Genomic DNA, 24,705 nt, shown 5'->3' on the forward strand with positions numbered 1-24,705 from the left:
TTACGCAGACTCTTAAATAAAGTTTCATTTCCTTTTGCATTACTGCAAATACTCCTCATAAAAAGAAGATAAAATCTTATCATTCAAAATCCTGATTTCACCTACTTATAAGAAATTCTGTCTTTTATATTCAAATTTTTGATGCACAAGGAATATTTTATCGATCAACATCAAAAATTTCTTAGTGAAATAAATTCCTCAATAATTTTTCAGGAAACAATAAAAATAATGCGTTAGAATAAAGAGAACAAACACGAATGCATTTAAAATAATACAATTTGTAAACATAAAAATACATACTAAATCGGTGTAAAAAACACACTTTGTAATAAAAAAATTACATTTTTATTGACATTAATGTAATATTATTTTACCTTAGGTCTTGATCTCCTGACAATCAGGAGATTTTTAACCTAAACGTCTATCTATGTTTTTTTACCTGATTATTCTCTTCCAGAGAAGAAGAATTCCTGTTTTTACGATCTTCTAACTTGATTTTCTCAGTCAAACAGATCATTAATTTTTACCTAAAAAACCTAAAACATGAAATTCTTAAAACTAAATAAAAATTTACTTGCTGCTTTTGCATTAACAACCGTATTATTCGCTTGTAAAAAGGAAAAACCAACAGAAATAGTACCAGATAAACCCGAATTAAGCAGTGCAGGCAAACTGGAAAATATTCATATGTGTACTGCTGAATTATTTTCGCATGGGGGGGTAACCCCAAGAGCCGCTCTTTTAAAGTCAACCAAATGGCAACCCGGAACCGTGATAACAGTGAGTTTGAATACGACTGGCTCTACTGAAATGGTGAGGAACAAAGTGATTCAATATGCCAAAGAGTGGGAAAAATATGCCAACATTAAATTTAAGTTTGTAGCTAATGATGATGATGATGCAACCATTAGGGTAAGCTTTGATTCTGGGCCTACTGACGGATCTTGGTCTAACCTTGGTACGGATGCTGAGGATGTGTATAGGGGTTCAACAATGAACTTTGGTTGGTTCACAGATGCTACACCCGATTTGGAATTTAGCCGTACTACATTACACGAATTTGGCCATGCTTTAGGTTTAGTTCACGAGCAAAGCCATCCATTGGTAGATATCCCATGGGATAAACCTGCTGTTTATGCTTATTGTGCCGCACCGCCAAATAATTGGACCAAGGCAGAGGTTGATTATAATTTCTTTTATAAATATAGCAAATCGCAAACCAATTATAGCAAATACGATCCGCTTTCTATTATGCACTATCCTGTTTCAAATAAACTCACCATCGGTGATTATGAAGTGGGAAAAAATAATGTATTATCTGATACCGATAAAGCATTTATTGCTACGGCATATCCTCTTAAAAAATAAATAGTTACACATAGTGGTTTAATTCACCACTATGTGTATTTTGCTTTGTATAAACCAAAAACAAATATGCGGATCACCTTGCGGATTTTCTTTTTTAAATATTGCTTAACCTGTTTAATTCTTATTCTATTTTATAAAACTTCATCAGCACAAAACGTTCCGCATAAATGGGAAATAAAGCCTTATGCTGGTTTTCAGCAATCGCGTTTTGATTGGTCTATTGCAGGCAATGCCCAGGGAACAAACCCTAATGTACTATCAGAACTGATCTGGAAAAACCTTAAAGGACCAAGCTATGGTTTGGATATTAAGTACAACATTACCAATAAACTCAGTGTAAAGATTGCAAACCAATATAGCAACGTTACCAGGGGCGAGGCAGAAGATACCGATTATGCAGATGATAACAGACAAGGCGCTTTTTATTTTGATCTGCTCAATGCCAATAAAGGCTATTTGTATAATGTTGATTTTCAACTTGATTATCAACTTTTAAAGCTGGGAAAATTCAACATTAATCCGGTTATTGGGATTTCATATAACCAACAAAAATTTCACCTGCTCGAAAGCGCAAGTAATCCGGCAAGCAATGGACTAAACTCCACTTACGAAGCCAGATATAAAGGTTTTGACTTCGGTGGGACTTTTGTTTTTAAAACAGATGCATTTAGCATTGGTGCTACCGTTTTAGGAGGATTTTACACCTATTCTGCAAAGGCCAACTGGAATTTAATTCCAGATTTTGCCAAACCTGTAAGTTTTACACACAAAGCCAACTCTTTCGCACTAAACGGCGACATTAACTTATCGGTACCGCTAAATAAAAGTTTAAGTGTAGAAGCTGATTATAAAATTAATAACATCAATACTTATTCTGGAGTCGACAAAGCTTATTTTAACGACCGTAATACGGAAGAAACACAATTTAATGGCGCAAATTTTAGAAAAAATGCAGTATTTTTGGGGTTAAAGTTTAGCTTTTAAAAAAACAAGACTACAGCGTCCTTTATTGTTTTAAAGCAACCAAACGTTCGCCTTCTAAAACCGGAATGGCTTCACAAATATTCAATTGTAAGCAAAAAACAACATCTTCCTCGATATTCAATTGTGCAAGCCGATGACTATGAGAAGATTTGTGCAGGTATCTCCGCAGATCATCTTTAGCTAACAGGTATAAATCCTCCGCAGCCACGCTAGAATCATCAAAATGTTCGAAATTTTGACGGAGTTTGTTCACAACAGCGCCTGCAAATAAAGTATCTTCTAAATTAAACTGATCTTTCCAACCGGCACACAATAAAAGCACATTTTTATCCTGGCTTTTCAAATAAGAACAAAGTGAATCTAAATTAAGGAATGATCCGATTATAACCTGATAAGCTCTTTTTTGTGCCAAATGCAAAGCTTTGGTACCATTGGTTGTAGTAAGGACAACCGTTTTTCCCCCAACTTTTTCTTTGGTGTATGAAAAGGGAGAATTACCAAAATCATATCCTGTTACTACTTCTCCGTTTCTTTCTGCAGCCAATAAAAATCCACTGTCGCGATAATTTAAACAATCTTCTACATTGGCAACCGGAATTATTGCTTCAGCACCATTATCTATACCATAAGTAATAGATGATGTAGCTCTTAAGATATCGATCACCACTACAATGCTTTCTTCGATATCATATAAATCGATGAGCGCAGGGGTTAAACAAACTTCTATTTTTTTTGACATTTGAGGAGTATTGAGATGTGAGATATGAGTATTGAGATGTGAGATTTTAGTCGTAAAGCCGTCTCAAATCTCACATCTACTGTCTCAAATCTTATTTATAAAAAGGAAACTTAACCACTTTGGCTTTAATTGGCGTATTGCGGATCAAGATAAAAACTTCAGTTCCTTCTTTGGTGAAATCTTTTGCAATGTAACCCATACCGATTGCTTTTTGTAACGATGGTGCCTGGGTTCCAGAGGTTACTTTACCGATGATATTTCCTTCAGCATCAGCAATTTGGTAATCATGACGTGGAATACCACGATCTATCATTTCGAAACCTACCAATTTCTTTTGGATACCGGCCTCTTTTTGTGCCAGTAATGCTTCAGAGTTGGTAAATGATTTAGAAAATTTGGTGATCCAACCTAAACCAGCTTCAATTGGCGACGTGGTATCATCAATATCATTTCCGTATAAACAGAAACCCATTTCTAAGCGTAAAGTATCGCGGGCACCTAAACCAATTGGCTGAATGTTGTGTGGTGCACCAGCTTCAAAAATGGCATCCCAGATCTGATCAGCATATTGATTTTCGAAATAAATCTCAAAACCACCAGCTCCGGTATAACCTGTTGCAGAAATCACCACATTATCAATACCGGCGAAAGTACCTTTAACAAAAGTATAATATTCCATTGATGCCAGGTCAACATCAGTTAAGCTTTGCAAAGCATCGGCTGCTTTTGGTCCCTGGATAGCTAAAAGAGAAGTTTGATCAGAAATATTGTGCATTTCCACACCTTCGGTATTAAACTGCTGAATCCAGTTCCAATCTTTTTCGATGTTTGATGCATTTACCACCAACATGTAGGTTTTATCGTCTATTTTATAAACCAAAAGGTCATCTACAATACCACCGTCTTGATTTGGCAAGCACGAATACTGAACTTTTCCATCGTATAATTTAGAAGCATCGTTACTGGTTACACGTTGGATAAGATCCAATGCTTTCTCACCTTTCAAGATAAATTCGCCCATGTGGCTCACATCAAAAACACCCACACCATTGCGAACAGTTGCATGTTCTGCATTAATACCTTCGTAAGTAACAGGCATATTGTAACCTGCAAATGGAACCATTTTAGCGCCTAAAGCGATGTGTTTTTCTGTTAATGCGGTGTTTTTCATCCGTGAATTTTATTTTTTATGATAATGAAGCAGTTTTTAGTTTGTTTATCAACTTATTAGGCTGCAAATTACAATGCTTCCTGATTATTCTTCGCGGGCAAAACTACTAAGAAAAAGGCAAAATTTTGAGGTTAATTTTAAGGGAGTTTTTTAGGCTGAAATCCGTTTAACTAAGTCATTATTGTCCCGCGGAATCTTGATTTCGGGCGTAGTCGGGGAATCTATAAGTTGTATCAGATTTCTCCATTTCGCTTCGCTCCAGTCGAAATGACGAAAAATATATCTACGCGCTCACCAGCTCCTCGTAAATCTTTAGCATTTTACTGGATATCAAATGAACACCGTGATCATTCTCTACTGTTTTACGGGCGTTCTCCCCTATTTCCATCCACCGTTTAGGGTTGATGATACACTGCAAAATCGAACGGTAAAATTCATCTGCCGAATCGGCGATTAAAATATCGTGTCCGTGTTTACAATTAATTCCTTCAGCAGCGGTAGTGGTAGCAATAATGCATTTTTTCATGGCCATGCCTTCAATAATCTTCACCCGCATACCGGTACCGGAAATTAAGGGGACAATCATAATGGCTTTGGAATTCATAAACTCTACTGCATCAAAAACCTCCCCTTCTACAATCAGGTTTTCCGAATCATATTCGAAGAAGTGTTTCTGCATATTTTTTCCGGCAATATAAAAACGGAGGTCTTTGTTCAGCTTTTCGATATCGGGCCAGATATCATCCAAAAACCATTCTAATCCTTCCTGGTTAGGCCGCCAGTCCATTGCTCCCAAATGAAAAAGCGTAGGGAAACTGGTTTTAGTTTTATCCACTTTGTATTTCTCCAAATCAATGGCCACTGGAAAAACCGACATTGGCACTTCACAACCAAACCTCAATATGCTTTGCCTATCTGGTTCGCTGATGGCAAAAATCTGATGAAAACGGTTAATCTGATCGGTTTCGTAAGCTTTGAGCCTTTGCGCTAAAAAGGCGAGGTATTTACGGCGAATGAGAAACTTTTCTGAGTGGGAAAGGCGCTCCCAAAGCGTAAATTCGATATTATGTGCCCTGTAAATTAGTTTGGCATTGCTGTTTGCTTTTACCACATCTAAATACGGGACCACAAAAAGCCCTTCGAACTGGATAATATCGAAAACATTTTCGCGCAATAGATTTTCTAACTGCCGCGCTGCATCTTCACTGTAATAGCGCGATACGTTATAAGATTCGTTAGTAAAAATGTTAAAAAATGCCGACCATACATTTACATCGGTATCTAAATCGTAGGTATGGTATTTAATCTGTTCAAAAATGGGATCATAAATATCTTCAATATCGATACGGCCTTTTGTGGGGTTAAGACTAAACAAAGTAATATCTGCGCCAAGCTGCAGCAAGCCTTTTATGGTATTATAAACCACAATGGGATAACCACTATTTGGCGGGAAGGGAATCCGCTTAGTAATCAACAGAATTTTCACAATGTTGTGAAATTACGAAATTTTAGGCGTTTTTTGAAAACAGATCTAACTGCGGGTCGCTTACATTAAAAGTTTTGCGGTGAAAAGGTGATAATCCGATTTCAATAACCGCTCTGCGGTGCGCGGTTGTTGGATAACCTTTATTTTGCTGCCAGTTATAATGTGGATAATCGATATGCAGATTGGTCATATATTCATCGCGATGCGTTTTGGCTAATATGGAAGCTGCAGCGATATTTAAATATTTTCCATCACCTTTAACGATGCAGCTATGAGGAATCTGCGGATAGGTTTTAAAACGGTTTCCATCAATAACAAGGTATTGAGGTTGGGTATGCAATTTCTCAATTGCCCTGTGCATGGCCAGAAAGGAAGCGTTTAAAATATTGATGCGGTCTATTTCTTCATGATCGCAGGAGGCCACTGCCCAGGCCAAAGCTTGCTGTTCGATAATTGGCCTTAATATGGCCCGTTGATCGTGTGATAACTGTTTGGAATCATTTAAACCTTCCAGCACAAAACCTTTAGGCAAGATTACCGCCGCTGCAAAAACAGGTCCGGCGAGGCAACCTCTCCCAGCTTCATCACATCCAGCCTCTAATAATTCTTCCTGATAGCAGTTTAACAACATGTTGCAAATTTACTGAAATAGAGGTACTAAGAAAATTATTTTGTTCAACATCTTTTAAACATTAATTTTAGGAATAAACATCATCATGCATAGACTTAAATTAACCCTTATCTTCTGTTTGTTATGTGCTGCAGGTTTTGCACAGAAGAAAAAACAGGGTAAAATGTCGCCTCTAATAACGCCACCAACCATAGCAGATTATGCTGTTTTAGAAAAGCGTATGGCCTGCATGTACCGGAACAAATATTCTCCTGTGGAGAGATTAAAGTTTTTTCCCTTTAACCAACATAAAACGGTAATGCTGATCTCTTTTGAACCACCAGAGTTAAGGGCCGAGATCATTTATACCGATACTACCAAAGCTCAGATCAATACCTCGGTTGAGGAAGAAGTTTACCCTACACTACTGGAAGAAAAACAAAAATTAGATTTAACAAGATTAAAAGAAAAGAAGATTTTATCAGCTTTGGAGATGGATAAACTTACCGATATACTCTATAACTTTGGCTATACCTCTACCAAAAGCTATAAAGGATTACTGATAGCAGAATCAGATGGATATAGATGTTATGAACCGCGAAATGCAATTGTATTTTTAGATGAAAATGGTTTGATTGCAGAATATATAGAGATCTGTTTTAAATGCCATAGAAGGAAAGAGAGTTCGGAGAAAATAAAGATGGGAGAATTTTGCGATGACAAATACGATTTGCTCAGAAAATACTTCCGTGCTACGGGTATTAAATATGGCACAGCCAAACGCACATAACAATTTAAGCTATGAAATACAATGAAACCCTTGCTCTCCGCGTAGCCGAATGCCTGATGCACATACAAGATGTAGAGGAAAAAGAAATGTTCAGTGGCCTCGTTTTTATGGTGAATGGCAAAATGTGTATCGGTGTTTCTAAAGAAAGTATGATGGTGAGGCTCGATCCTGACGAACTGGAAAAATTATCAGATAAAGATGGATGGCAGCAGATGGTGATGGGCGGCAGGCCCATGAGAGGTTATATTTCGGTTTCAGAAGATGTTTTAAGCCGCAATGATGAACTCAATTTTTGGGTTAACCTTGCCCTGGCCTTTAATCCTTTTGCAAAAGCATCCAAAAAGAAATAAACAAGCACACAAAGCCTTAGCACCACCAAGCTTGTAAAACTAGCAAGAGCCATTTTTTTTGATTAATTTTATACTTCTAATCAAATATTATGAAAAAACGGGCTGCTGTAGCGGTATTTCTGCTAGGTATTTCATTTACGGTTTTAGCTCAGGTTAAAAAAACTGCAACACAAACATCAACAGCAAAAGAAGCAAATACACAACAATCAAGAACACAAGCTCCTGAAGGGCATTACTGTGATTATTGCAAATTAAATTACCCGGAATCTCACTTTCCTTGCATCATGAAATCTATTAAAGGTAAACTGGATGTGACCACTGGTGAAGTAAGTTTCGTTGCAGGGCAACCTATTGGCGGCATTGTGGTAAAAGGCGGTAAAAACCCCGGAGGCAATACCCTAAATTTAGTTACCAACCAAAACGGAGAAATAGAATTTAATAATGCCAATGCCGGAAATTATAAATTTACCATTTCCGTACCTTCAACTAATCCGAATTCGAGGGTAGCCGGTTCGCCTATTGGAGGTATCATTGTGAAAGGTGGTAAAAACCCAGGAGGAAGTTCAATTACTCTGATCACCAACGAAAACGGAGAAATAGAACTGAATAACCTTCCTGCAGGATTGTATAAATTCACTACCCTGGGTGCTTCGGAAACTGAAAAAAGTAATCCCTTGTATAAATCTAGTTATTCGGAAAAGACGAACGCCTTGTATCAAAACTAAATTCGTTAAATTTACGCTACATTCCATTTTTGGCACTATTATGGAATCTTTCAAGTCTGTGCATCTTTAAATTGTTACACATTTAAAACACACATTATGAAACGTTTAAATTTAATATTGAGCCTTGCATTTTTATCGATCGGGTTTCAATCTTTTGCGCAAACCAATAAGGAAACTACAGTGAAAATTGTAGCGGATAAGAATTATACTTTTGTTGCCAATACAGCCATGCCAATGGCCAATAACGATATTAGCAGGGTATTGAGTATGATGCCTGGCGCACAGGGTGGTTCTACAATCAACCTAACGGGATCTCAATACGATGTGAGGGTTACCAAAGATAGCGTAGTTGCCTTTTTGCCTTATTATGGAAGATCGTATTCTGCACCTTTAGATCCGAGCGAGGGTGGGATTAAATTCACCTCAAAAGATTTTACTTACACAGAATCGAAGAACAAAAAAGGGGCTTATACCATCCAGATTAACACTAAAGATGTGAAAAGGGAAAACTACCGCTTCACCATAAATATTTCGACCAATGGTTATGCTCAATTAACTGCCAGCAGCGTAAATAAACAGCCGATAATTTTTAACGGTTATTTAAATGAACCGAAGAAAAAGGATTAGAATAGGAGAAATCGTCATTGCGAGAAGGCTTTTCAGCCGACGAAGCAATCTTTACACCAAGGAACGCAAGCATGAAAGATTGCTTCGTCGTTTCTCCTAGCAATGACGATCTTTATTTCTTAATTAGCTCAATCTGGAAAATATTTGGCCATTTTTTACCGGCTACAAAAAGCCTTTTGGTTGCTTTATCGTAAGCTATTCCGTTTAATACATTATTGGCTTTAGCATCTTCTGTTTTAAAATAATCAGCAGGTAATAAGCCCGACAAATCGATCTTACCTTCTACAGCTCCCGTTTCCGCATTAATAATCAGGATATTATTGGTAGTATATACGTTTGAATAGATTTTACCATCAATTACTTCAAGTTCGTTTAGGTTCTGAATGGCACCTTTATCATCAAACACATCAATAGATCCAATTTTCTGATAGGTATCTTTATTCAGGAAAAAGATGGTATTCGATCCATCCGTATTCAGTACCTTTTGCCCGTCAAAGGCCAGTCCCCAGCCTTCTCTGCCTGTTGTATACGAAAACTCTGATAGTTTTTTGAAGGTAGCTTTATCATATACAAAACCTACTTTTTCGCGGTAAGTTAACTGGATGATTTTGTTTCCGATAACGGTAATGCCTTCGCCAAAATATTGTTTATCAAGATCTGCCTTCTGCAAAATCTTACCACTTGCCGGATCTACCTTGCGTAAACTTGAGTGACCATAATCGCCTGCACTTTCGTAGAAAAAACCATCATGGTACTCTAAACCTTCCACATACGAAGCGGTATCGTGAGGCAAGGTTTTAATCACTTTATAGGTATATTCAGTTGGTGCCTGGGCTGCAAGAACATTAATATTAGAGGTTAAATCCTCTGATTTTCCTTCGCCAAATATTTTTGCTGTTAACAGGTGATTCCCCAATTTCAGTCCCTCAGTTTTGAGTTTAATGGCTGAGGTATCAGTTTTTGAAAATACTTTAACGGTATCAATCAAATAAATAACTGAATCTACTTTTTGCTCGTTCCCAAACTGTACTTTAACATCAAATTCTTTTCCTGATGGTACATTAAGACCAATCATAGGGGAAAGAAAACTACGATAGGTTGTAGTTGTACTATCTTTACAAGCGCTTACAAATGCAAGTGCGACTCCGATAAATATGAAATTTTTAATGGGGTTAATCTTCAGGCCAAAACGCATCTTCAATATGGTTTAAATTATAATTTTTATTTGTTGTAAATGTAATTGCAATAATATCAAAACGGATATCATTTTGATGATTCATGATGTCAATATAAGCATTAGCAGCTAATTCCATTTGTACTTCTTTGGCTTTATGCACAAAATCTTCTGGTTCGCCAAAGGCGACAGAACTCCTGGATTTAACTTCTACAAAAACCATGATGCCACTTTTATATACAATTAAATCAACCTCTGCCTTGCCGTGCGTCCAGTTTTCATCCAAAACTTCATAGCCCTGATCTTCGAGATATTTTTTGGCGATACTCTCGCCTTCTTTCCCTAAATCGTTATGAAGCGCCATATCTAATTATTGAATAATTGAGTTTTGAATGAGTGAACGGGTATTCAAATATATTATATTCGGTTAATCATTCCATCCTCCTCATTCAATTATTATTTAACGATAACAGAACCCAGGAACTTCGAAATCTCTCTTTCTACCCCTTTAATTACACCGTAACGCTGCATTAAAATCATCTGGTTATCCTCGTTCTTTTCTTCTTTAATCTCTTTTAACAAGTTCAGCAATATTTTTTCGACTTTACGTTTCTTCAGGTGAAAAATGCCGCCTAAAATTGTGGCTTTTAAATTCATCGATTCATCTTTAACGTAAATCAAGTGTTTGTTTAGCCAATTTTCACTTAAAGCATACTCTGAGGTGGAAAGCGTAATGGCCAGATCAGCAATTACTCTATCCTCGTGTTTAACAAAATGGTTCGACGTTGGTAAACGACCGTTATCGATTTCCGATTTATAATAATCGATAATCCGTTTACATAACGGATCATCAAATTCTACATCGGCAAGGTTTTGCATAATAAAGGGACCAATGTACATATCATCAATCTTGTCCCAGTTTACAAATTCATGTCCGTAAGCCAATAATAAACGAATGATCTCCTTCTCCTGAAACTCTTCTTCTTCTACCGGTTCGGGTTCGTAACCCCCAGGACCAGCGTTATCATCCCACAAATCATCGGGCGGTCCCAATGGCTCTGGCGCGCCGGAAGAATAAGGTTTAGGACTTGATGATGGATTTGTACGTTGGTGGTTATCAAAGTTTTTCTTAACCTTTGCCGAACGCATTTTATTCAGCTCACCCAATAAAATATGCTCATCAATTTCGAGCAAACTGCTACATTCCCGGATAAAAACAGAAGCTTTAATCTGATCGGGAATTTTAGCAATACTTTCTACAATATCGCGGATAATGCCTGCTCGTTTGATGGGATCGTTGCCAGCATCTTTAAGCAGTACATTGGCTTTGTATAAGATAAAATCTTTCCTGTTCTGCTCGAGGTAAGTTTTAAAGGCACCGGCACCAACGTGGTGCATATACGAATCAGGATCGTGACCATCTGGAAAGGAAACAATTTTTACGTTCAAACCTTCTTCCAGAATCATATCCAAACCACGGAGCGAAGCTTTGATACCGGCAGCATCACCATCAAATAAAATGGTAATGTTCTGGGTAAAACGTCCAATTAGTTTAATCTGCTCTACGGTTAATGAAGTTCCTGAAGAGGCAACTACGTTTTCTATGCCAGCCTGGTGCACCGAAAGTACATCGGCATAACCTTCGGCTAAATAACAGTTATCTAAATCACGTATGGCCTTTTTGGCATGAAATAAACCATAAAGCACGTTCGATTTATGATAAATTTCACTTTCCGGCGAGTTTACGTATTTAGGAACATTTTTATCGGTTTTTAGCGTTCTGCCACCAAAACCGATAATCCTGCCTGTAAAGTTATGGATCGGAAACATTACACGGCCACGGAAACGGTCGTAAATTTTGCCGTTATCATTTTTGATGGATAAGCCGGTAGCTTCTAAAAACTCTAATTTATGACCTCCGTTGGTAGCACTTTGAGTCAGGGCGTCCCAAACATCAGGTGAATAACCTACCTCAAACTTTTTCAGGATATCTTCCCTAAAGCCACGTTCTTTAAAATAACTTAGGCCAATGCCCCTGCCCTCGTCGGTATTCCAAAGCTGTTTTACAAAAAATGCGGATGCGTATTGCGAAACCACATAAAGGCTTTCTTTGGCGCTTTGTGCTTCGGCATCCTGCGGACTGAGTTCGGTTTCTTCAACCTCTATATTGTATTTATTGGCTAAAAACTTAAGCGCTTCCGGATATGAATATTTTTCATGATCCATAATAAAGCGTACCGAATCGCCCCCTTTGCCACAACCAAAGCATTTGTAAATACCTTTTGTTACGGATACATGGAAGGATGGTGTTTTTTCGCCGTGGAAAGGGCAATTACCAATTAAACTGGTTCCACGTTTTTTTAAGTGCACAAAATCTCCAACTACCTCCTCAATACGGGCGGTATCCATTATCTTATCTATTGTTTCGCGGTTTATCATACTTATTATTGTCCGTCATTGCGAGAAAGGCTTTTCAGCCGACGAAGCAATCTTTTTTGTTATTTTTATTTTTAACTGTTAATGTCGAGCAGGAAAGATTGCTTCACTCCATCACGCAATGCCTGGCTTCAGTTCGCAATGACGTCGCAAAGATCGTCATTGCGAGAAGGCTTTTTCAGCCGACGAAGCAATCTTTTTGCTATTTTATTTTAATTTGTTGCTACCTGTAGGAAAGATTGCTTCAGTTCGCAATAATGATTTGTAATTGTAATCAAACAAATCACTTTTAAGCAAAGATTTCTACACTTCCTTCCTTTGTCTCGACTTCTAAGAGTCGTCATTGCGAGAAGGAACGACGAAGCAATCTTTTTTGTTATTAATTTATCTTTTAACTATTGTTACCTGTAAGAAAGATTGCTTCACTCCATCGCGCAATCCCTTGCTTCAGTTCGCAATGACGCTGCAAAATCGTCATTGCGAGGAGGCTTTTTTAGCCGACGAAGCAATCTTTTTTGCTATTTTATTTTAATCTGTTGTTACCTGCAGGAAAAATTGCTTCACTCCATCGCGCAATCCCTTGCTTCAGTTCGCAATGACGATATTTTTAATCGCAATGACGAGATATTAAATTGACGTACCTGATATTTACAAATCTTTCACTATCTCCCATAAATCCTTCCATTCAGGATTCATGGATTGTATCAATTTTATCTTTTTTTTCCGGCTTCCGCCTTTAATTCTCTTTTCTTCTACAATTGCTTCCTCAATTGAATCATAAGAACAAAAATAAACAAGTTTATCTGTATTATATTTAGCCGAAAAAGATTTGGAATATTCTTTGTCTTTATGTTCTTTTACCCTAAACATGATATCCGAAGTAACTCCAGTATACAAAGTGGTGTGGGTAAAATTAGTAATGATGTAAACTGTTCCGCCGCGTTCCATTATTGTATTTAAATTTACCGCTAAACAGGAAAGATTGCTTCACTCCATCGCACATTCCCTTTCTTCAGTTCGCAATGACGCTGCAAAATCGTCATTGCGAGAAGGCTTTTTCAGCCGACGAAGCAATCTTTTTTGTTATTTTTATTTTTAAACTGTTAATGTCGAGCAGGAAAGATTGCTTCACTCCATCGCACATTCCTTTTCTTCAGTTCGCAATGACGTCGCAAAGATCGTCATTGCGAGGAGGCTTTTTCAGCTGACGAAGCAATCTTTTTTGCTATTATATACTTTTCAATCAGCTATCTCCTTTCAGGAAAGATTGCTTTACTCCATCGCACATTCCCCTTCTTCAGTTCGCAATGACGTCGCAAAGATCGTCATTGCGAGAAGGCTTTTTCAGCCGACGAAGCAATCTTTTTTGCTATTTTATTTTAATCTGTTGTTACCTGCAGGAAAAATTGCTTCACTCCATCACGCAATCCCCTTCTTCAGTTCGCAATGACGAATATAATCTATTTGACCAAAGGCAATAACTGATCGGCCACCAATTTATTACCGGTTTCGTTCAGGTGTACCCTATCAACGGTTAAAATGCCTTTTTCTTTGTCTTCCGGATTATTTTTCGCCTCATATTCAGCAAAAATCTTTCTTAAATCGCATACGGGAAGGTTATTTTTTGCAGCCAATGTTCTGATACCTTCTGCATATTTATTCAGATCGGCATCCAGCTCATTAGTACCATCTTTTTTCTCACCAACAACCGACGGCGTAACCAATACCACTTTGCTGCCAACACCTTGAATTTTATTGATCAAAGCCTGATAAAACTTTAAATATTTATCGTAATCTGTTCCGGTATGAGAAGATTGTTTATGCCAAACATCGTTAATGCCTACATAAATTACCACCAAATCGGGTTTTTTGTTCAAAACATCATCCTCTAAACGCAGGTATAGATCGTAAACCTTGTTACCGCCAATACCAGCACCGATTACATCGTATTTGGTAGAATCGAGTGATTTTTTGATCAGGGTTACGTAGCCGTTTTTAGAAACACCCTGCTGGGTAATCGAATCGCCGAAAAAGATAATCCGTTTTGGTTTAAATGTCATTGATGTTAATGCAATTAAGCAAAAGCTTAGTAAAATACTTGTTTTTAATAGGGTTTTCATCGCTTATAATGGTTAGGTTATTTTTTGTCAGTCTTTTTAAAATCCAGGTCCTGAAAATCGAAACTGAAATCGGTTAATGGAGAAATGGCTTCTATTTTAAAACCATCGGCCAGGGCATTGTTATCTAAACTGAAATTAACATAGGCATCAGCATCCAAACTTCTGTCGTACCATTTTACAATAAAGGTATTTCCTTTATAATAAGTCATATCGCCTCTCAGTTTTGGTGCATTTTTGGCTTGAAAATGCATTTTACCGTTTACTTCACTAATGGTTACTTCGCCAAACCACGAATCGCGGAAAGTACCATAGTAATTTTTAGCATCAGGTTTCGAAGTCGATAATTTTTGTTGAGCAGCAATATCGCTCCAAACTTTGGCGACCATCTCATCAGCCTGTTTTTCATTTCTTAACCTGTTATCGTTGTAGGTTTTAATCCTATCCTGACCTTTGATTCCTAAATAACCATCTTTGATCGAATTGGTAATGGCATTAAATGCTGCACCCGATTGCTGATTGGTTAACACAATGATACCGAGTTTCAGTTCAGGAAGAATGGTTACCTGCGTTACAATACCTGATAAACCACCGGTGTGTGTCGCCTGGAAATTACCATTAACATTACTCAAAAACCAGCCTAAACCATAACTGCTAAAAGCCGCGGGATTACCGCCTGCAATAATGGTTTGCGGGGTCCAGAGTTCTCTTGTCACTGCAGGGCTGAATAACTTTTTATCAAGGGCTTCTCCATATTTACCGCCATTGATCATGGCCATTACCCATTTGCTCATATCGGTAACGTTAGAGTAAATCCCTCCTGCTGCATTGGCGATTTCGCCAAAGCTTAAGCCTACAGGAAGCAGTTTACCTTCGTAAGGTGCGTGCCCATCAATTACATTCGATTTATCTTTTAAACGGTACCATGAAGCAGCCGTTTTTGTCATCCCCAATGGTTTAATAATCCTGCTCTCAATAAAATCTTCATAAGTAGTTCCTGAAACTCTTGCCACCACTTCTCCGGCAACAATGTACATCAGGTTATCATAATCATATTTGGTACGGAAAGAGGAAACCGGTTTTAAAAAGCGGAGGTTATGGATCAGCTGTTTTTTATCTACTGTTGACGAATCGGGCCAGATCATTAAATCGCCTGCGCCCAAGCCTAAACCACTGCGGTGAGTGAGCAGATCGCGGATGGTAAACTCGCTGGTTACATAGGCATCGTACATTTTAAACTCGGGGATTACATCGGTTACTTTGGTATCCCAGGTAATTTTCTTTTCATCAACCAGTATACCTAATGATGCTGCCGTGAAAGCCTTTGTATTTGAAGCCACACCAAAAAGGGTATTTTCATCAACCTTTTTATTGGTTTTGATGGAACTTACGCCGTAACCTTTTAAATGAATAACCTTACCATCTTTGATTACAGAAACGGCAATACCAGGAACATTGAAGGTGCTTAATGTTTTTTCCACCACGCTATCGATCTGTTTTGAAGAAAGTACCTGTGCATGCACATGGATACCCAAAAACAGCAATAAAGCGGTGGATATTTTGAATTTTAAAGAAGAAAAGAGTTGCATATTTATGGGTTTAAATAATCGTTTAAAGATAATAAATCTTTTAGGCGATAACCGAATCCTTATTTGCTCTTTTCGAGTTTGTAATCTTTATGTACAATTAAAAAACTTGCACGTTCTTCTTTTTTGAAAGGATAATCCCAGTTGCCCTGGTAGGTAATTTTAGTTGGTAATTTATCTTCGCCAAAATAGCCCATTTCGATATTCATCTGTACATCAAAATCGAAAAGCATATTGCTGTATTTCATATCTACATATCGACCGAGAATATTAAAATTACGTTTATCAAAAATGGTCACCAATTCTTTAATCATGATGCCATCTTTGGTCCAGCTGCTTAAATCGGGCTTAACTGAAACCTTGAAACGATATACGGGAATGGAATCCAAGTAAGTACCGCTGGTAAATCCATAATCGTAATACTGGCGCATATTGGCCGAAAATATTTCGGTTTTACTGCCAATAAATGGAACTTTTACAGGTCGGCCAGGATTGAATATTAATGTTTTTAACTTGTCTTTATAACTCTCGTTTGTTCCGCCTTTTCCATCAGCTTTAGGTGCATTGGGCACAAAATCGGTACTATAGGCATTCATAAAAATGTAATCGAACATTTCTACAGTGTACAACTGATATTTGCCGTTCTTTTTATAAATTTTACCGGTATCCTGTTTTACCAGGTATTCCATTTTATAAGGCCCGTTATTGTTGTGACGGATTTTACGGTATATTTTCCCATCAACTTTATTCTTTTTATCGTAACTGTAAATCCTGTTTTCGGCAATGAAAGTATAACGTTTCATATCCCTGAACGACTGATAAAAAGAAGTATCGTACATTACCTTTCTGATAAAGGTTTCTACATTCAACTTTTCAGCTTTGATATTTACTGTAGAATCGAGTGTGATGGTTTTAATTGTATCAGGATTGAAACGTTTGATTTCCTGGGCAAAACCTTTATAAAAGAGCGGGATTAATAGTAAAAACAGAAATATTTTTTTCATGGAAGATAGATAAGTAAAGTGTAAGATGGAAAATGAATAATGTAAGATACATGTGGAGAAAACTTAACCCATCATCCACCTTACATATTTACATTTTACCTCTCTAGTTCCCTAGTTGTTTTAAAGCGATGTAAGCCATCAATCCTGTTGAAATTTTCAAGGCATCTTCATCAACATCAAATCGTGGGGTATGTACGGAATATTGTGTGTCTTTAGCTGCATTTCCAGTACCTAAACGATAAAAACATGCATCTGTTATTTGCGAGTAGAAAGAAAAATCTTCAGCTGCCATCCAGATATCCAAATCGAGTACATTTTCTTTACCTAAAAAATCTTCAGCAAAAGCCCTTGCATTTGCAGTTAATTTTTCTTCATTGATCAAAAATGGATATCCCCTGTGAATATCGAAATCGCAGCTTCCACCCATGCTTTCAGCAATACCTTCAGCCATTTTTTTCATGCGTTTGTGTGCTTCATCTCTCCATTCTTCATCCAGAGTTCTGAAAGTACCTTCAATTTTTACTTCATTCGGAATAATGTTGGTTGCACCGTTGGCAATTACTTTACCAAAAGACAATACTGATGGAATACGTGGATCGGCATTGCGGCTCACTACCTGTTGCAAAGCTATAATGATATGTGAAGCGATTACAACCGGATCGATGTTTTGGTGTGGTTGTGCACCATGACCGCCTTTTCCGGTTACAGTAACATAAAGTTCGTCAGTCGAAGCCATGTAAATCCCTGAACGGAAACCCACTTTACCGGCATCAATTAATGGCATTACATGCTGACCAACAATATGATGTGGTTTTGGATTTTCGAGTACACCTTCTTTAATCATGATGCTTGCTCCACCTGGTAAAAGTTCTTCAGCAGGCTGAAAAATCAATTTAATGGTTCCTCCGAAATCATCTTTCATTTGATTTAGGATATAAGCTGTCCCCAAAAGTGAAGAAGTGTGCACATCATGTCCGCAGGCATGCATTACTCCATGATTTTTAGAACGGTAAGGTTTATCATTTGCTTCATGAATAGGTAAAGCATCCATATCGGCACGTAAGGCAATAACTTTATCAGAAGGCAGGTTTCCCTTAATCAACCCCACTACGCCTGTATTGGCACAATCGGTATATTCGATTCCCCATTTTTTTAATTTATCCTTGATGAACAATGAGGTTTCGAATTCTTTGAAAGATAATTCGGGATTGGCATGGATATGTTGACGATAGCCTACTACATCGTTAAAAATGTGAGCGGCCAGTTCCTGTACTTTATTTTTGATCATTGGTTGTTGTGGTATCTAAAGTTGGTGCATTTATTTTTTCCCTAAAAATAAACAGTGTAGGGAAAGATGATCTGAGTTCGTTAATGAGGCGTTGTGCCTCTAAGCGGCTCCTAAAATCGCCTACCCGAACATAATAATTAGGTTCTTTATAAGTGAGGTATGTGTTTAATTGAGGATAAAGTCCTTTAAAACGGGCCTGCTCATTAAAAACTTCCCGCCGGTCTGATCCATAAAAAATCTGCACGCGGTAACCATAGGCAGAAACTATTGGTTTGCCAGGCTTAACCTCGCCAGAAGTTTTATAAACTTCGAGCCGCTTGGCAATTAAACTATCGATTAAGGGATCTTTTATAACCGTTACTTCTCCTTTTTGCGCAAAAGCAGTTATGGTAAGAAATAAGCAAAATATAAAAGTTATTGTAGTTTTCATGAGCAAAATAATTGGCATTTGGCTAGCAGACCTACCTGCTCACTTCTTCTTAACAACAAGAATGCCGAAATCGTTGCAAAAATCGGCATTCTTTATGGGTTAAGCAAATCGTTATTATTTGGGAGAAAATTTTAAAGGGTATAGGGATTAGAAGCCTTTAGTTGCGGTATCTTTTCAAAGTCTTTAGCATTTCTTGTGATGAGTGTAAGTTCATTCACGATAGCTGTTGCAGCAATTATTGCATCCGGTAATTTTAGGTTATAATATTTGCGTACCTCTACAGTTTGATTCTTAATTTCCTGGCTTAGTTCATACACATAAGAATCTTTAATAAAGTCTCTTAATATGAGTAAATCGTTTTCAGTAGCAGTTTTCCAGCAAAGGAGTTCAATTTCCGTGATCGCAGAAATTGCAGGCTGGTTAGTTGATATAATATTGTCAATAAACTTTTCAGCTGTTGGTGTAAATTGCCTTTGAAGGAAATAGATTACAGTGTTGGTATCCCAAAGATAATTTATTCCCACTCGTTTCGTATATTATTTAATTGTTCATCAACTTCCGAAATCGACTGTTTTTGCATCGAGCCCTTATATTTTGAGATCAGATCGTTACCATAGATATCCTGAGTGTTAGAATCTCTTCTCAAGCGAATAACTTTAAGCAATTCTAAATCTTTTAAAAGATCTAATGCTCTATCATTTAAAATATCTACTGTTACAGTTCTCATACTCAAAAATACTAAAAATATAAATGATATCAATAAATGAACGCTGTAATCCTTTACCTCCCATTTCTGTCAACTCATAAAATTGATTAGGTAAATTAATTTATAGATTTCTCCACTACGGTCGAAATGACGACTTTTCTATCAAATATTATTAATTAAGGAAATCTAAAAAGCCAGATTACTTTCGAAACCTGGCTTTTTGAATTATTTCCATTAAGAGAATTAAATTAATTCGCTTTCTTTTGCTCTAAGGTAAACTCGTAAACTTTTGGGTCGTATTTCATCATTGCACCTGTTGCAATATCAACAATAAAACCAGGAATGAATAATAGATTTACCACAGATACAGCATTAAAGGTAGTTTGAGGCTGGAATGTTTTGGTTTCGTAACCATCAAGTTTTAATGTGATCGTTTGTCCGGTAAATCCTTTTTTTAAGGGAACAGCCATAGGTGTTACACCGGCTTTAACACCATCTACTTCGATAGCAGCGGCTGGAGGATTGGAATTGATTTGAACGGTTTGTTTTGTACCCGTAAAAATGGTGGCGCAGCTCGAGAGCAGCAATGTCGCTGAAACAGCGGCAATGTTAAAAATTCTTTTCATTTGTGTGTGTTTGTGTGTGTTCTTACTCTTATGGCTTTTCGGTTACGCCCCGTTTTTTATGGTTTCTGGACTCCATTTTTCATTTTTATTGATCATCAAGAAACTGCCTACCAGTTTCGAATTGATCTAGTTGGATATTAAACAGTATATACTGCCGGCACTATTGAGATTGTAAAATCTAAGTCAATAAATATAGGAGTTAATTTGAAAATTAAAAATTTAGTTATAAAAAAGCCCCGACATTTTTTTGTCGGGGCCTGGTATGCAATATATTTTCTAATTATAAATTAGCACCGTGGCAGTTTTTGTATTTTTTACCGCTACCACATGGGCAAGGTTCGTTTCTGCCAACTGTTGCTTCTTTACGGATCGGCTGTTGTGGAACGGCTTCACGGGTATCACCAAACTCAATGCCTGGTTCTTCTCTGCCAAACTCCTGTTTAGTAGTTTGCAACTTCGGCTGTTTTACCGGAGCTGGTGCTTCCCTCACCTGATCTGGTTCTTGCTGCACCGGGATACCACCTTTATATAAGAAACTTACTACTTCTTTATTTACCGCATTAAGCATGTTTTTAAATAAGTTAAAGGCCTCCATTTTATAAATTACCAATGGATCTTTCTGCTCATAAACTGCATTTTGTACCGATTGCTTCAAATCGTCCATTTCGCGTAAATGCTCTTTCCAGCTATCATCGATCAAAGCTAAAACAATGGTTTTTTCGAATGAACGAACCACTTCTTTTCCTTTATTATCAATTGCTTTCTTTAAATCAACGGCTACCTGGATACCACGGATACCATCGGTAAAAGGCACTACAATCTGCTCAATATGCTCTCCGCGCTCCTCGTAAACCTGGGTTAAAACAGGTAATGATTGCTGAATAATAGCTTCTGATTTACGTGCGTAAAATGCTTCAGCCTCTTCAAACAACCTTTCGGTTAACTGAGGGATGCTGGTTGAGGTGAATTCTTTTTCGGTAATGGCCGTATCTAAAGAGAAGTTTTTGATCACCTCTAGTTTAAAGCCATCGAAATTTCCTTCTTGTTTATATTCGCTTACAATATCTTCGGCAACATCGAAAACCATATTGTTCATATCCACATCTAAACGTTCTCCAAATAAAGCGTTTTTACGTTTAGCGTAAATTACCGTACGTTGTGAGTTCATCACATCATCATACTCCAATAAACGTTTACGGATACCAAAGTTGTTTTCTTCTACTTTTTTCTGTGCACGCTCGATTGATTTGGTAATCATAGAGTGTTGAATCACTTCACCATCTTCGATTCCCATACGTACCATGATACCAGAGATACGCTCTGAACCAAATAAACGCATTAAGTTATCTTCTAATGAAACGAAGAACTGAGACGAACCCGGATCGCCCTGACGACCTGCACGACCACGTAACTGCCTGTCAACACGACGGGACTCGTGACGCTCGGTACCTACAATGGCTAAACCACCAGCTTCTTTAACACCTGCACCCAATTTAATATCGGTACCACGACCAGCCATGTTGGTTGCAATGGTTACGGTTCCGGCCTGACCAGCTTCGGCAACGATATCGGCCTCTTTCTGGTGCATTTTAGCGTTCAATACGTTGTGTTTGATACCACGGAGTTTAAGCATACGGCTTAATAATTCCGAAATCTCTACAGAGGTGGTACCCACCAATACCGGACGACCAGCTTTTGGCTCCAATTGTCCTGTTTGAGGGTTAACCGCAGGGATTAAAGCACCTTTAGCATCTAATTTAGGTACGGCCCTGCCAATTTGATCGTATTTAACAACCGGCTTACCATCTTTTTGCTTAACCTTTCCTTCTTTATCCAATTCATATTCTGTTTCGTAATGAGAATATGGGAAAACAAGAAATTGTATTTCTGAAGCAACAGCATTATATTTCTCACGAACGGTACGGTAAACGTAATCCTGCTCATCATTTCTGGAGATATTTCTGTTGGTTGGAATTTCTACCACATCTAATTTATAGATCGACCAAAACTCGCCGGCTTCTGTTGTTGCAGTACCCGTCATACCACAAAGCTTGTGGTACATACGGAAGTAATTTTGCAGGGTTACTGTTGCATAAGTCTGCGTAGCATCCTCAACCTTTACATTTTCTTTTGCTTCAATTGCCTGGTGTAAACCATCAGAGTAACGGCGGCCATCCATAATACGACCGGTTTGCTCATCAACAATTTTGATTTTTCCCTCGTCGATGATGTACTCTACATCAATTTCGAATAAGGTATAAGCTTTTAACAATTGGTTTACCGAGTGGATACGTTCTGCCTTAACAGAATAATCGCGCATTAAAGCGTCTTTCTGAACAACTTTTTCTTCTAAAGGCAGGTCAGATTTTTCTAATTCGGCAACTTCAGTACCTACATCAGGCAATACAAAGAAATGTGGATCTTCGCCCGATTGGGTAATCAGTTCGATACCTTTTTCGGTTAACTCAACCTGGTTGTTTTTCTCATCGATATAGAAATACAATTCAGAATCTACCTTTGGCATATTCTTAGATTGATCTGCCATATAGTGGTTTTCGGTTTTTAATAACAAACCACGAACGCCACTTTCACTTAAAAATTTAATTAAAGCTTTATTTTTTGGCAAACCACGGTAAGCACGTAATAGTGCTAAACCACCTTCGCCTTCTTCAGTTCCGCTATTACCAGCATTGATTAATTTTTTAGCCTCGTTTAATGCCTGGGTTACATAAGCTTTTTGTGCATTAACCAAACGCTCAATACGTGGTTTTAATTCATAAAACTCATGCTCATCGCCGCGTGGAATCGGACCAGAAATAATTAAAGGGGTACGGGCATCATCAATCAAAACTGAATCGACCTCATCCACCATCGCAAAGTGCAGCTTGCGCTGTACCAGTTGGTCTGGCGTTTGCGACATATTGTCACGCAGGTAATCAAAACCAAACTCGTTATTGGTTCCGTAAGTAATATCTGCGGCATAAGCTTTTCTTCTTTCTTCAGAGTTTGGCTCATGTTTATCAATACAATCAACACTTAAGCCGTGGAACTCGAATAAAGGACCATTCCACTCACTATCACGACGGGCCAGGTAATCATTCACCGTTACAATGTGCACACCTTGTCCGGCCAATGCATTTAAATAAGCCGGTAAGGTACTCACCAGCGTTTTACCCTCACCAGTAGCCATCTCAGCAATTTTACCGCTGTGTAATACAATACCACCAATTAACTGTACATCATAATGTACCATGTTCCAGGCAACTTCCGTTCCGGCAGCATCCCATTTATTGGCCCACTGTGCTTTATCACCAATAATTTTTACGTTATTTCTGCGCGCTGCGTAATCTCTATCAAACTGGGTTGCAGTAACCTCTAAATAATCGTTTTCGCTTAAACGGCGTGAAGTTTCTTTAATTACAGCAAATGCCTCCGGAAGGATTTCCAAAAGTACTTTTTCTAATTCTGCATCACGGTCTTTACCTAAGGCATCAACCTGATCGTAAATGGCTGTTTTTTCGTGAAGATCTAAACTTTCACTTTCCGCGTCAGCTTTTAAAGCTGCAATTTTTCCATCAATCTCAGTTAAGAAAGCAGAAATCTTCTCCTTAAATTCTATAGTTTTACCACGTAACTCATCATTGCTTAACGCAGACAGCTTACTGTAGTGTTCGTTAATTTTAACAACCAATGGCTGAATAGCCTTTATATCTCTTTCTGATTTACTTCCGAAAACCTTCGCTAAAAATCCTAACATTATAATATTTTAAATCGTATTTATTATTAAAAAAATGGAGTATTACAACAACTAAGCCATTGTCTTTATTAAGTCAGTTTGGCAGTTGCTGGTATAAATGGGGCACAAAACCTTATAAAAGGTTTTTTAAGAAAAGAGAATTAAGGACTGTTGTTCTTAGGTTTTTTCCTGATTGTTAAATCAGAAATTACTTGATTGATACTTACATATTTTGCAACTTTTAATTGGGATTGAGTTCCAATTAAAGCCAGCCTGGTGTATGATAACAGATAAGGATTTCGGTCTTCATTAAGTTGGACCGAGGCTTTACCAGCGGCATTAACGCTGATATTGTGCTCATTACAATATTCATTTAATATCCTTAGCCCTTCAACACGTTCGGCTTTTGCCAAGTGTGTTAAGCTAAAAAATACAAGCGATATGGTAACCAGGTGTTTCATTAATAGCGGCAAAGCTAGTTTTAATCTTTTATAAAAAGAAATTACAGCTTAGCAAAAAGCATACCTCAATTTTTTCAGCCACTTATTCATTCTAAAATATATTATTGCCATCGTGTTTTATAATGTTGCACCTGCATTTTATATTATCGCTTGTTCATTCTATATTAGCGCATGTGCTTTTTATTTTATTGCATATGCTTTTTATGTTATCGCATTCGTATTTTATATTATTGCATCCGCAATATGCATTCTGCTTAACAGATTTCTTCACTATGGTAGAAATGACGATTT

At 37.6% G+C, this 24,705-nt stretch carries 24 protein-coding genes; 6 read left to right on the plus strand and 18 right to left on the minus strand.

Annotated features, from left to right (window positions below; all coding sequences use genetic code 11):
• Nucleotides 1-543: 543 nt before the first annotated feature.
• A complete protein-coding gene (locus U859_RS0103705) occupies nt 544-1,368 on the plus strand; it encodes a matrixin family metalloprotease (RefSeq protein WP_025142085.1) in 825 nt (274 codons plus the stop codon).
• Between the two features lie 66 nt (nt 1,369-1,434).
• A complete protein-coding gene (locus U859_RS0103710; RefSeq protein ID WP_025142086.1) occupies nt 1,435-2,352 on the plus strand; it encodes a hypothetical protein in 918 nt (305 codons plus the stop codon).
• A 22-nt stretch (nt 2,353-2,374) separates the two neighbouring features.
• Here the strand turns inward: U859_RS0103710 and U859_RS0103715 are convergent, their stop codons facing one another.
• The 4 genes from U859_RS0103715 to U859_RS0103730 form a co-directional block, all read right to left on the minus strand.
• A complete protein-coding gene (locus U859_RS0103715; RefSeq protein WP_025142087.1) occupies nt 2,375-3,091 on the minus strand; it encodes a 2-phosphosulfolactate phosphatase in 717 nt (238 codons plus the stop codon).
• Nucleotides 3,092-3,182: 91 nt separating this feature from the next.
• Complete coding sequence (gene gcvT, locus U859_RS0103720) at nt 3,183-4,262, minus strand: glycine cleavage system aminomethyltransferase GcvT (protein ID WP_025142088.1); 1,080 nt, start codon at nt 4,260-4,262, stop codon at nt 3,183-3,185.
• Nucleotides 4,263-4,545: 283 nt separating this feature from the next.
• Nucleotides 4,546-5,748, minus strand: coding sequence for a glycosyltransferase family 4 protein (locus U859_RS0103725; protein ID WP_025142089.1), 1,203 nt, complete (start codon nt 5,746-5,748; stop codon nt 4,546-4,548).
• A gap of 22 nt (nt 5,749-5,770) precedes the next feature.
• Nucleotides 5,771-6,379, minus strand: coding sequence for a ribonuclease HII (locus tag U859_RS0103730; RefSeq protein WP_025142090.1), 609 nt, complete (start codon nt 6,377-6,379; stop codon nt 5,771-5,773).
• 85 nt (nt 6,380-6,464) lie between these two features.
• Between U859_RS0103730 and U859_RS0103735 the strand changes: the two genes are divergently transcribed.
• From U859_RS0103735 to U859_RS0103750, 4 genes are all read left to right on the plus strand, one after another.
• Nucleotides 6,465-7,148 carry a hypothetical protein gene (locus U859_RS0103735; RefSeq protein ID WP_025142091.1) on the plus strand — a complete coding sequence of 228 codons (684 nt, stop codon included), beginning with the start codon at nt 6,465-6,467 and terminating at the stop codon, nt 7,146-7,148.
• 11 nt (nt 7,149-7,159) lie between these two features.
• On the plus strand, nt 7,160-7,498 hold the full coding sequence (locus tag U859_RS0103740; protein ID WP_025142092.1) for a TfoX/Sxy family protein: 339 nt from the start codon (nt 7,160-7,162) through the stop codon (nt 7,496-7,498).
• A gap of 89 nt (nt 7,499-7,587) precedes the next feature.
• A complete protein-coding gene (locus U859_RS0103745; protein ID WP_025142093.1) occupies nt 7,588-8,223 on the plus strand; it encodes a hypothetical protein in 636 nt (211 codons plus the stop codon).
• Between the two features lie 96 nt (nt 8,224-8,319).
• Nucleotides 8,320-8,850: a DUF4251 domain-containing protein gene (locus U859_RS0103750; protein WP_025142094.1), complete on the plus strand. Its 531-nt coding sequence runs from the start codon at nt 8,320-8,322 to the stop codon at nt 8,848-8,850.
• Nucleotides 8,851-8,962: 112 nt separating this feature from the next.
• On the opposite strand, the gene U859_RS0103755 is transcribed toward U859_RS0103750, so the two are convergent.
• The 14 genes from U859_RS0103755 to U859_RS0103825 all read right to left on the minus strand — a co-directional run bounded on the left by U859_RS0103755 (nt 8,963) and on the right by U859_RS0103825 (nt 24,366).
• Nucleotides 8,963-10,045: a glutaminyl-peptide cyclotransferase gene (locus U859_RS0103755; RefSeq protein ID WP_025142095.1), complete on the minus strand. Its 1,083-nt coding sequence runs from the start codon at nt 10,043-10,045 to the stop codon at nt 8,963-8,965.
• Entirely contained in the window at nt 10,023-10,388 is a 366-nt protein-coding gene (locus tag U859_RS0103760; protein ID WP_025142096.1) for a YraN family protein, read from the minus strand. Before U859_RS0103760 ends, U859_RS0103755 begins: the two co-directional genes overlap by 23 nt.
• Nucleotides 10,389-10,480: 92 nt before the next feature.
• Entirely contained in the window at nt 10,481-12,463 is a 1,983-nt protein-coding gene (gene dnaG, locus U859_RS0103765; protein WP_025142097.1) for a DNA primase, read from the minus strand.
• 645 nt (nt 12,464-13,108) lie between these two features.
• Entirely contained in the window at nt 13,109-13,408 is a 300-nt protein-coding gene (locus U859_RS0103770; protein WP_025142098.1) for a GIY-YIG nuclease family protein, read from the minus strand.
• A gap of 512 nt (nt 13,409-13,920) precedes the next feature.
• Nucleotides 13,921-14,580, minus strand: coding sequence for an SGNH/GDSL hydrolase family protein (locus tag U859_RS0103780; protein ID WP_025142099.1), 660 nt, complete (start codon nt 14,578-14,580; stop codon nt 13,921-13,923).
• Between the two features lie 17 nt (nt 14,581-14,597).
• Nucleotides 14,598-16,166 (minus strand): serine hydrolase, encoded by a 1,569-nt coding sequence (locus U859_RS0103785; RefSeq protein WP_025142100.1) that lies wholly within the window; start codon nt 16,164-16,166, stop codon nt 14,598-14,600.
• Between the two features lie 59 nt (nt 16,167-16,225).
• The gene (locus tag U859_RS0103790; protein ID WP_025142101.1) at nt 16,226-17,167 is read right to left on the minus strand and encodes a hypothetical protein; all 942 of its coding nucleotides are present in this window, start codon (nt 17,165-17,167) and stop codon (nt 16,226-16,228) included.
• 103 nt (nt 17,168-17,270) lie between these two features.
• The gene (locus U859_RS0103795) at nt 17,271-18,455 is read right to left on the minus strand and encodes a M20 family metallopeptidase (RefSeq protein ID WP_025142102.1); all 1,185 of its coding nucleotides are present in this window, start codon (nt 18,453-18,455) and stop codon (nt 17,271-17,273) included.
• Nucleotides 18,442-18,885 (minus strand): SPOR domain-containing protein, encoded by a 444-nt coding sequence (locus U859_RS0103800; RefSeq protein ID WP_025142103.1) that lies wholly within the window; start codon nt 18,883-18,885, stop codon nt 18,442-18,444. Before U859_RS0103800 ends, U859_RS0103795 begins: the two co-directional genes overlap by 14 nt.
• Nucleotides 18,886-19,016: 131 nt before the next feature.
• Nucleotides 19,017-19,409: a type II toxin-antitoxin system VapC family toxin gene (locus U859_RS0103805; protein WP_025142104.1), complete on the minus strand. Its 393-nt coding sequence runs from the start codon at nt 19,407-19,409 to the stop codon at nt 19,017-19,019.
• A complete protein-coding gene (locus U859_RS0103810) occupies nt 19,400-19,612 on the minus strand; it encodes a hypothetical protein (RefSeq protein ID WP_025142105.1) in 213 nt (70 codons plus the stop codon). The genes U859_RS0103805 and U859_RS0103810 overlap by 10 nt, the downstream gene beginning before the upstream one ends.
• Nucleotides 19,613-19,839: 227 nt before the next feature.
• Nucleotides 19,840-20,217: a PEGA domain-containing protein gene (locus U859_RS0103815; RefSeq protein WP_025142106.1), complete on the minus strand. Its 378-nt coding sequence runs from the start codon at nt 20,215-20,217 to the stop codon at nt 19,840-19,842.
• 280 nt (nt 20,218-20,497) lie between these two features.
• Nucleotides 20,498-23,974: a preprotein translocase subunit SecA gene (locus U859_RS0103820; RefSeq protein ID WP_025142107.1), complete on the minus strand. Its 3,477-nt coding sequence runs from the start codon at nt 23,972-23,974 to the stop codon at nt 20,498-20,500.
• Nucleotides 23,975-24,114: 140 nt separating this feature from the next.
• The gene (locus tag U859_RS0103825) at nt 24,115-24,366 is read right to left on the minus strand and encodes a hypothetical protein (RefSeq protein WP_162799848.1); all 252 of its coding nucleotides are present in this window, start codon (nt 24,364-24,366) and stop codon (nt 24,115-24,117) included.
• Nucleotides 24,367-24,705 lie beyond the last annotated feature (339 nt).

The organism is Pedobacter jeongneungensis (assembly GCF_000633455.1).
GTDB lineage: Bacteria > Bacteroidota > Bacteroidia > Sphingobacteriales > Sphingobacteriaceae > Pedobacter > Pedobacter jeongneungensis_A.

Bases quoted from the DNA above. Each gene is read 5' to 3' on its own strand.
- U859_RS0103705 (WP_025142085.1), top strand. From the start codon at position 544: ATGAAATTCTTAAAACTAAATAAAAATTTACTTGCTGCTTTTGCATTA.
- U859_RS0103710 (WP_025142086.1), top strand. From the start codon at position 1,435: ATGCGGATCACCTTGCGGATTTTCTTTTTTAAATATTGCTTAACCTGT.
- U859_RS0103715 (WP_025142087.1), bottom strand. From the start codon at position 3,091: ATGTCAAAAAAAATAGAAGTTTGTTTAACCCCTGCGCTCATCGATTTA.
- gcvT (WP_025142088.1), bottom strand. From the start codon at position 4,262: ATGAAAAACACCGCATTAACAGAAAAACACATCGCTTTAGGCGCTAAA.
- U859_RS0103730 (WP_025142090.1), bottom strand. From the start codon at position 6,379: ATGTTGTTAAACTGCTATCAGGAAGAATTATTAGAGGCTGGATGTGAT.
- U859_RS0103735 (WP_025142091.1), top strand. From the start codon at position 6,465: ATGCATAGACTTAAATTAACCCTTATCTTCTGTTTGTTATGTGCTGCA.
- U859_RS0103740 (WP_025142092.1), top strand. From the start codon at position 7,160: ATGAAATACAATGAAACCCTTGCTCTCCGCGTAGCCGAATGCCTGATG.
- U859_RS0103745 (WP_025142093.1), top strand. From the start codon at position 7,588: ATGAAAAAACGGGCTGCTGTAGCGGTATTTCTGCTAGGTATTTCATTT.
- U859_RS0103750 (WP_025142094.1), top strand. From the start codon at position 8,320: ATGAAACGTTTAAATTTAATATTGAGCCTTGCATTTTTATCGATCGGG.
- U859_RS0103755 (WP_025142095.1), bottom strand. From the start codon at position 10,045: ATGCGTTTTGGCCTGAAGATTAACCCCATTAAAAATTTCATATTTATC.
- U859_RS0103760 (WP_025142096.1), bottom strand. From the start codon at position 10,388: ATGGCGCTTCATAACGATTTAGGGAAAGAAGGCGAGAGTATCGCCAAA.
- dnaG (WP_025142097.1), bottom strand. From the start codon at position 12,463: ATGATAAACCGCGAAACAATAGATAAGATAATGGATACCGCCCGTATT.
- U859_RS0103770 (WP_025142098.1), bottom strand. From the start codon at position 13,408: ATGGAACGCGGCGGAACAGTTTACATCATTACTAATTTTACCCACACC.
- U859_RS0103780 (WP_025142099.1), bottom strand. From the start codon at position 14,580: ATGAAAACCCTATTAAAAACAAGTATTTTACTAAGCTTTTGCTTAATT.
- U859_RS0103785 (WP_025142100.1), bottom strand. From the start codon at position 16,166: ATGCAACTCTTTTCTTCTTTAAAATTCAAAATATCCACCGCTTTATTG.
- U859_RS0103790 (WP_025142101.1), bottom strand. From the start codon at position 17,167: ATGAAAAAAATATTTCTGTTTTTACTATTAATCCCGCTCTTTTATAAA.
- U859_RS0103795 (WP_025142102.1), bottom strand. From the start codon at position 18,455: ATGATCAAAAATAAAGTACAGGAACTGGCCGCTCACATTTTTAACGAT.
- U859_RS0103800 (WP_025142103.1), bottom strand. From the start codon at position 18,885: ATGAAAACTACAATAACTTTTATATTTTGCTTATTTCTTACCATAACT.
- U859_RS0103810 (WP_025142105.1), bottom strand. From the start codon at position 19,612: ATGAGAACTGTAACAGTAGATATTTTAAATGATAGAGCATTAGATCTT.
- U859_RS0103815 (WP_025142106.1), bottom strand. From the start codon at position 20,217: ATGAAAAGAATTTTTAACATTGCCGCTGTTTCAGCGACATTGCTGCTC.
- U859_RS0103820 (WP_025142107.1), bottom strand. From the start codon at position 23,974: ATGTTAGGATTTTTAGCGAAGGTTTTCGGAAGTAAATCAGAAAGAGAT.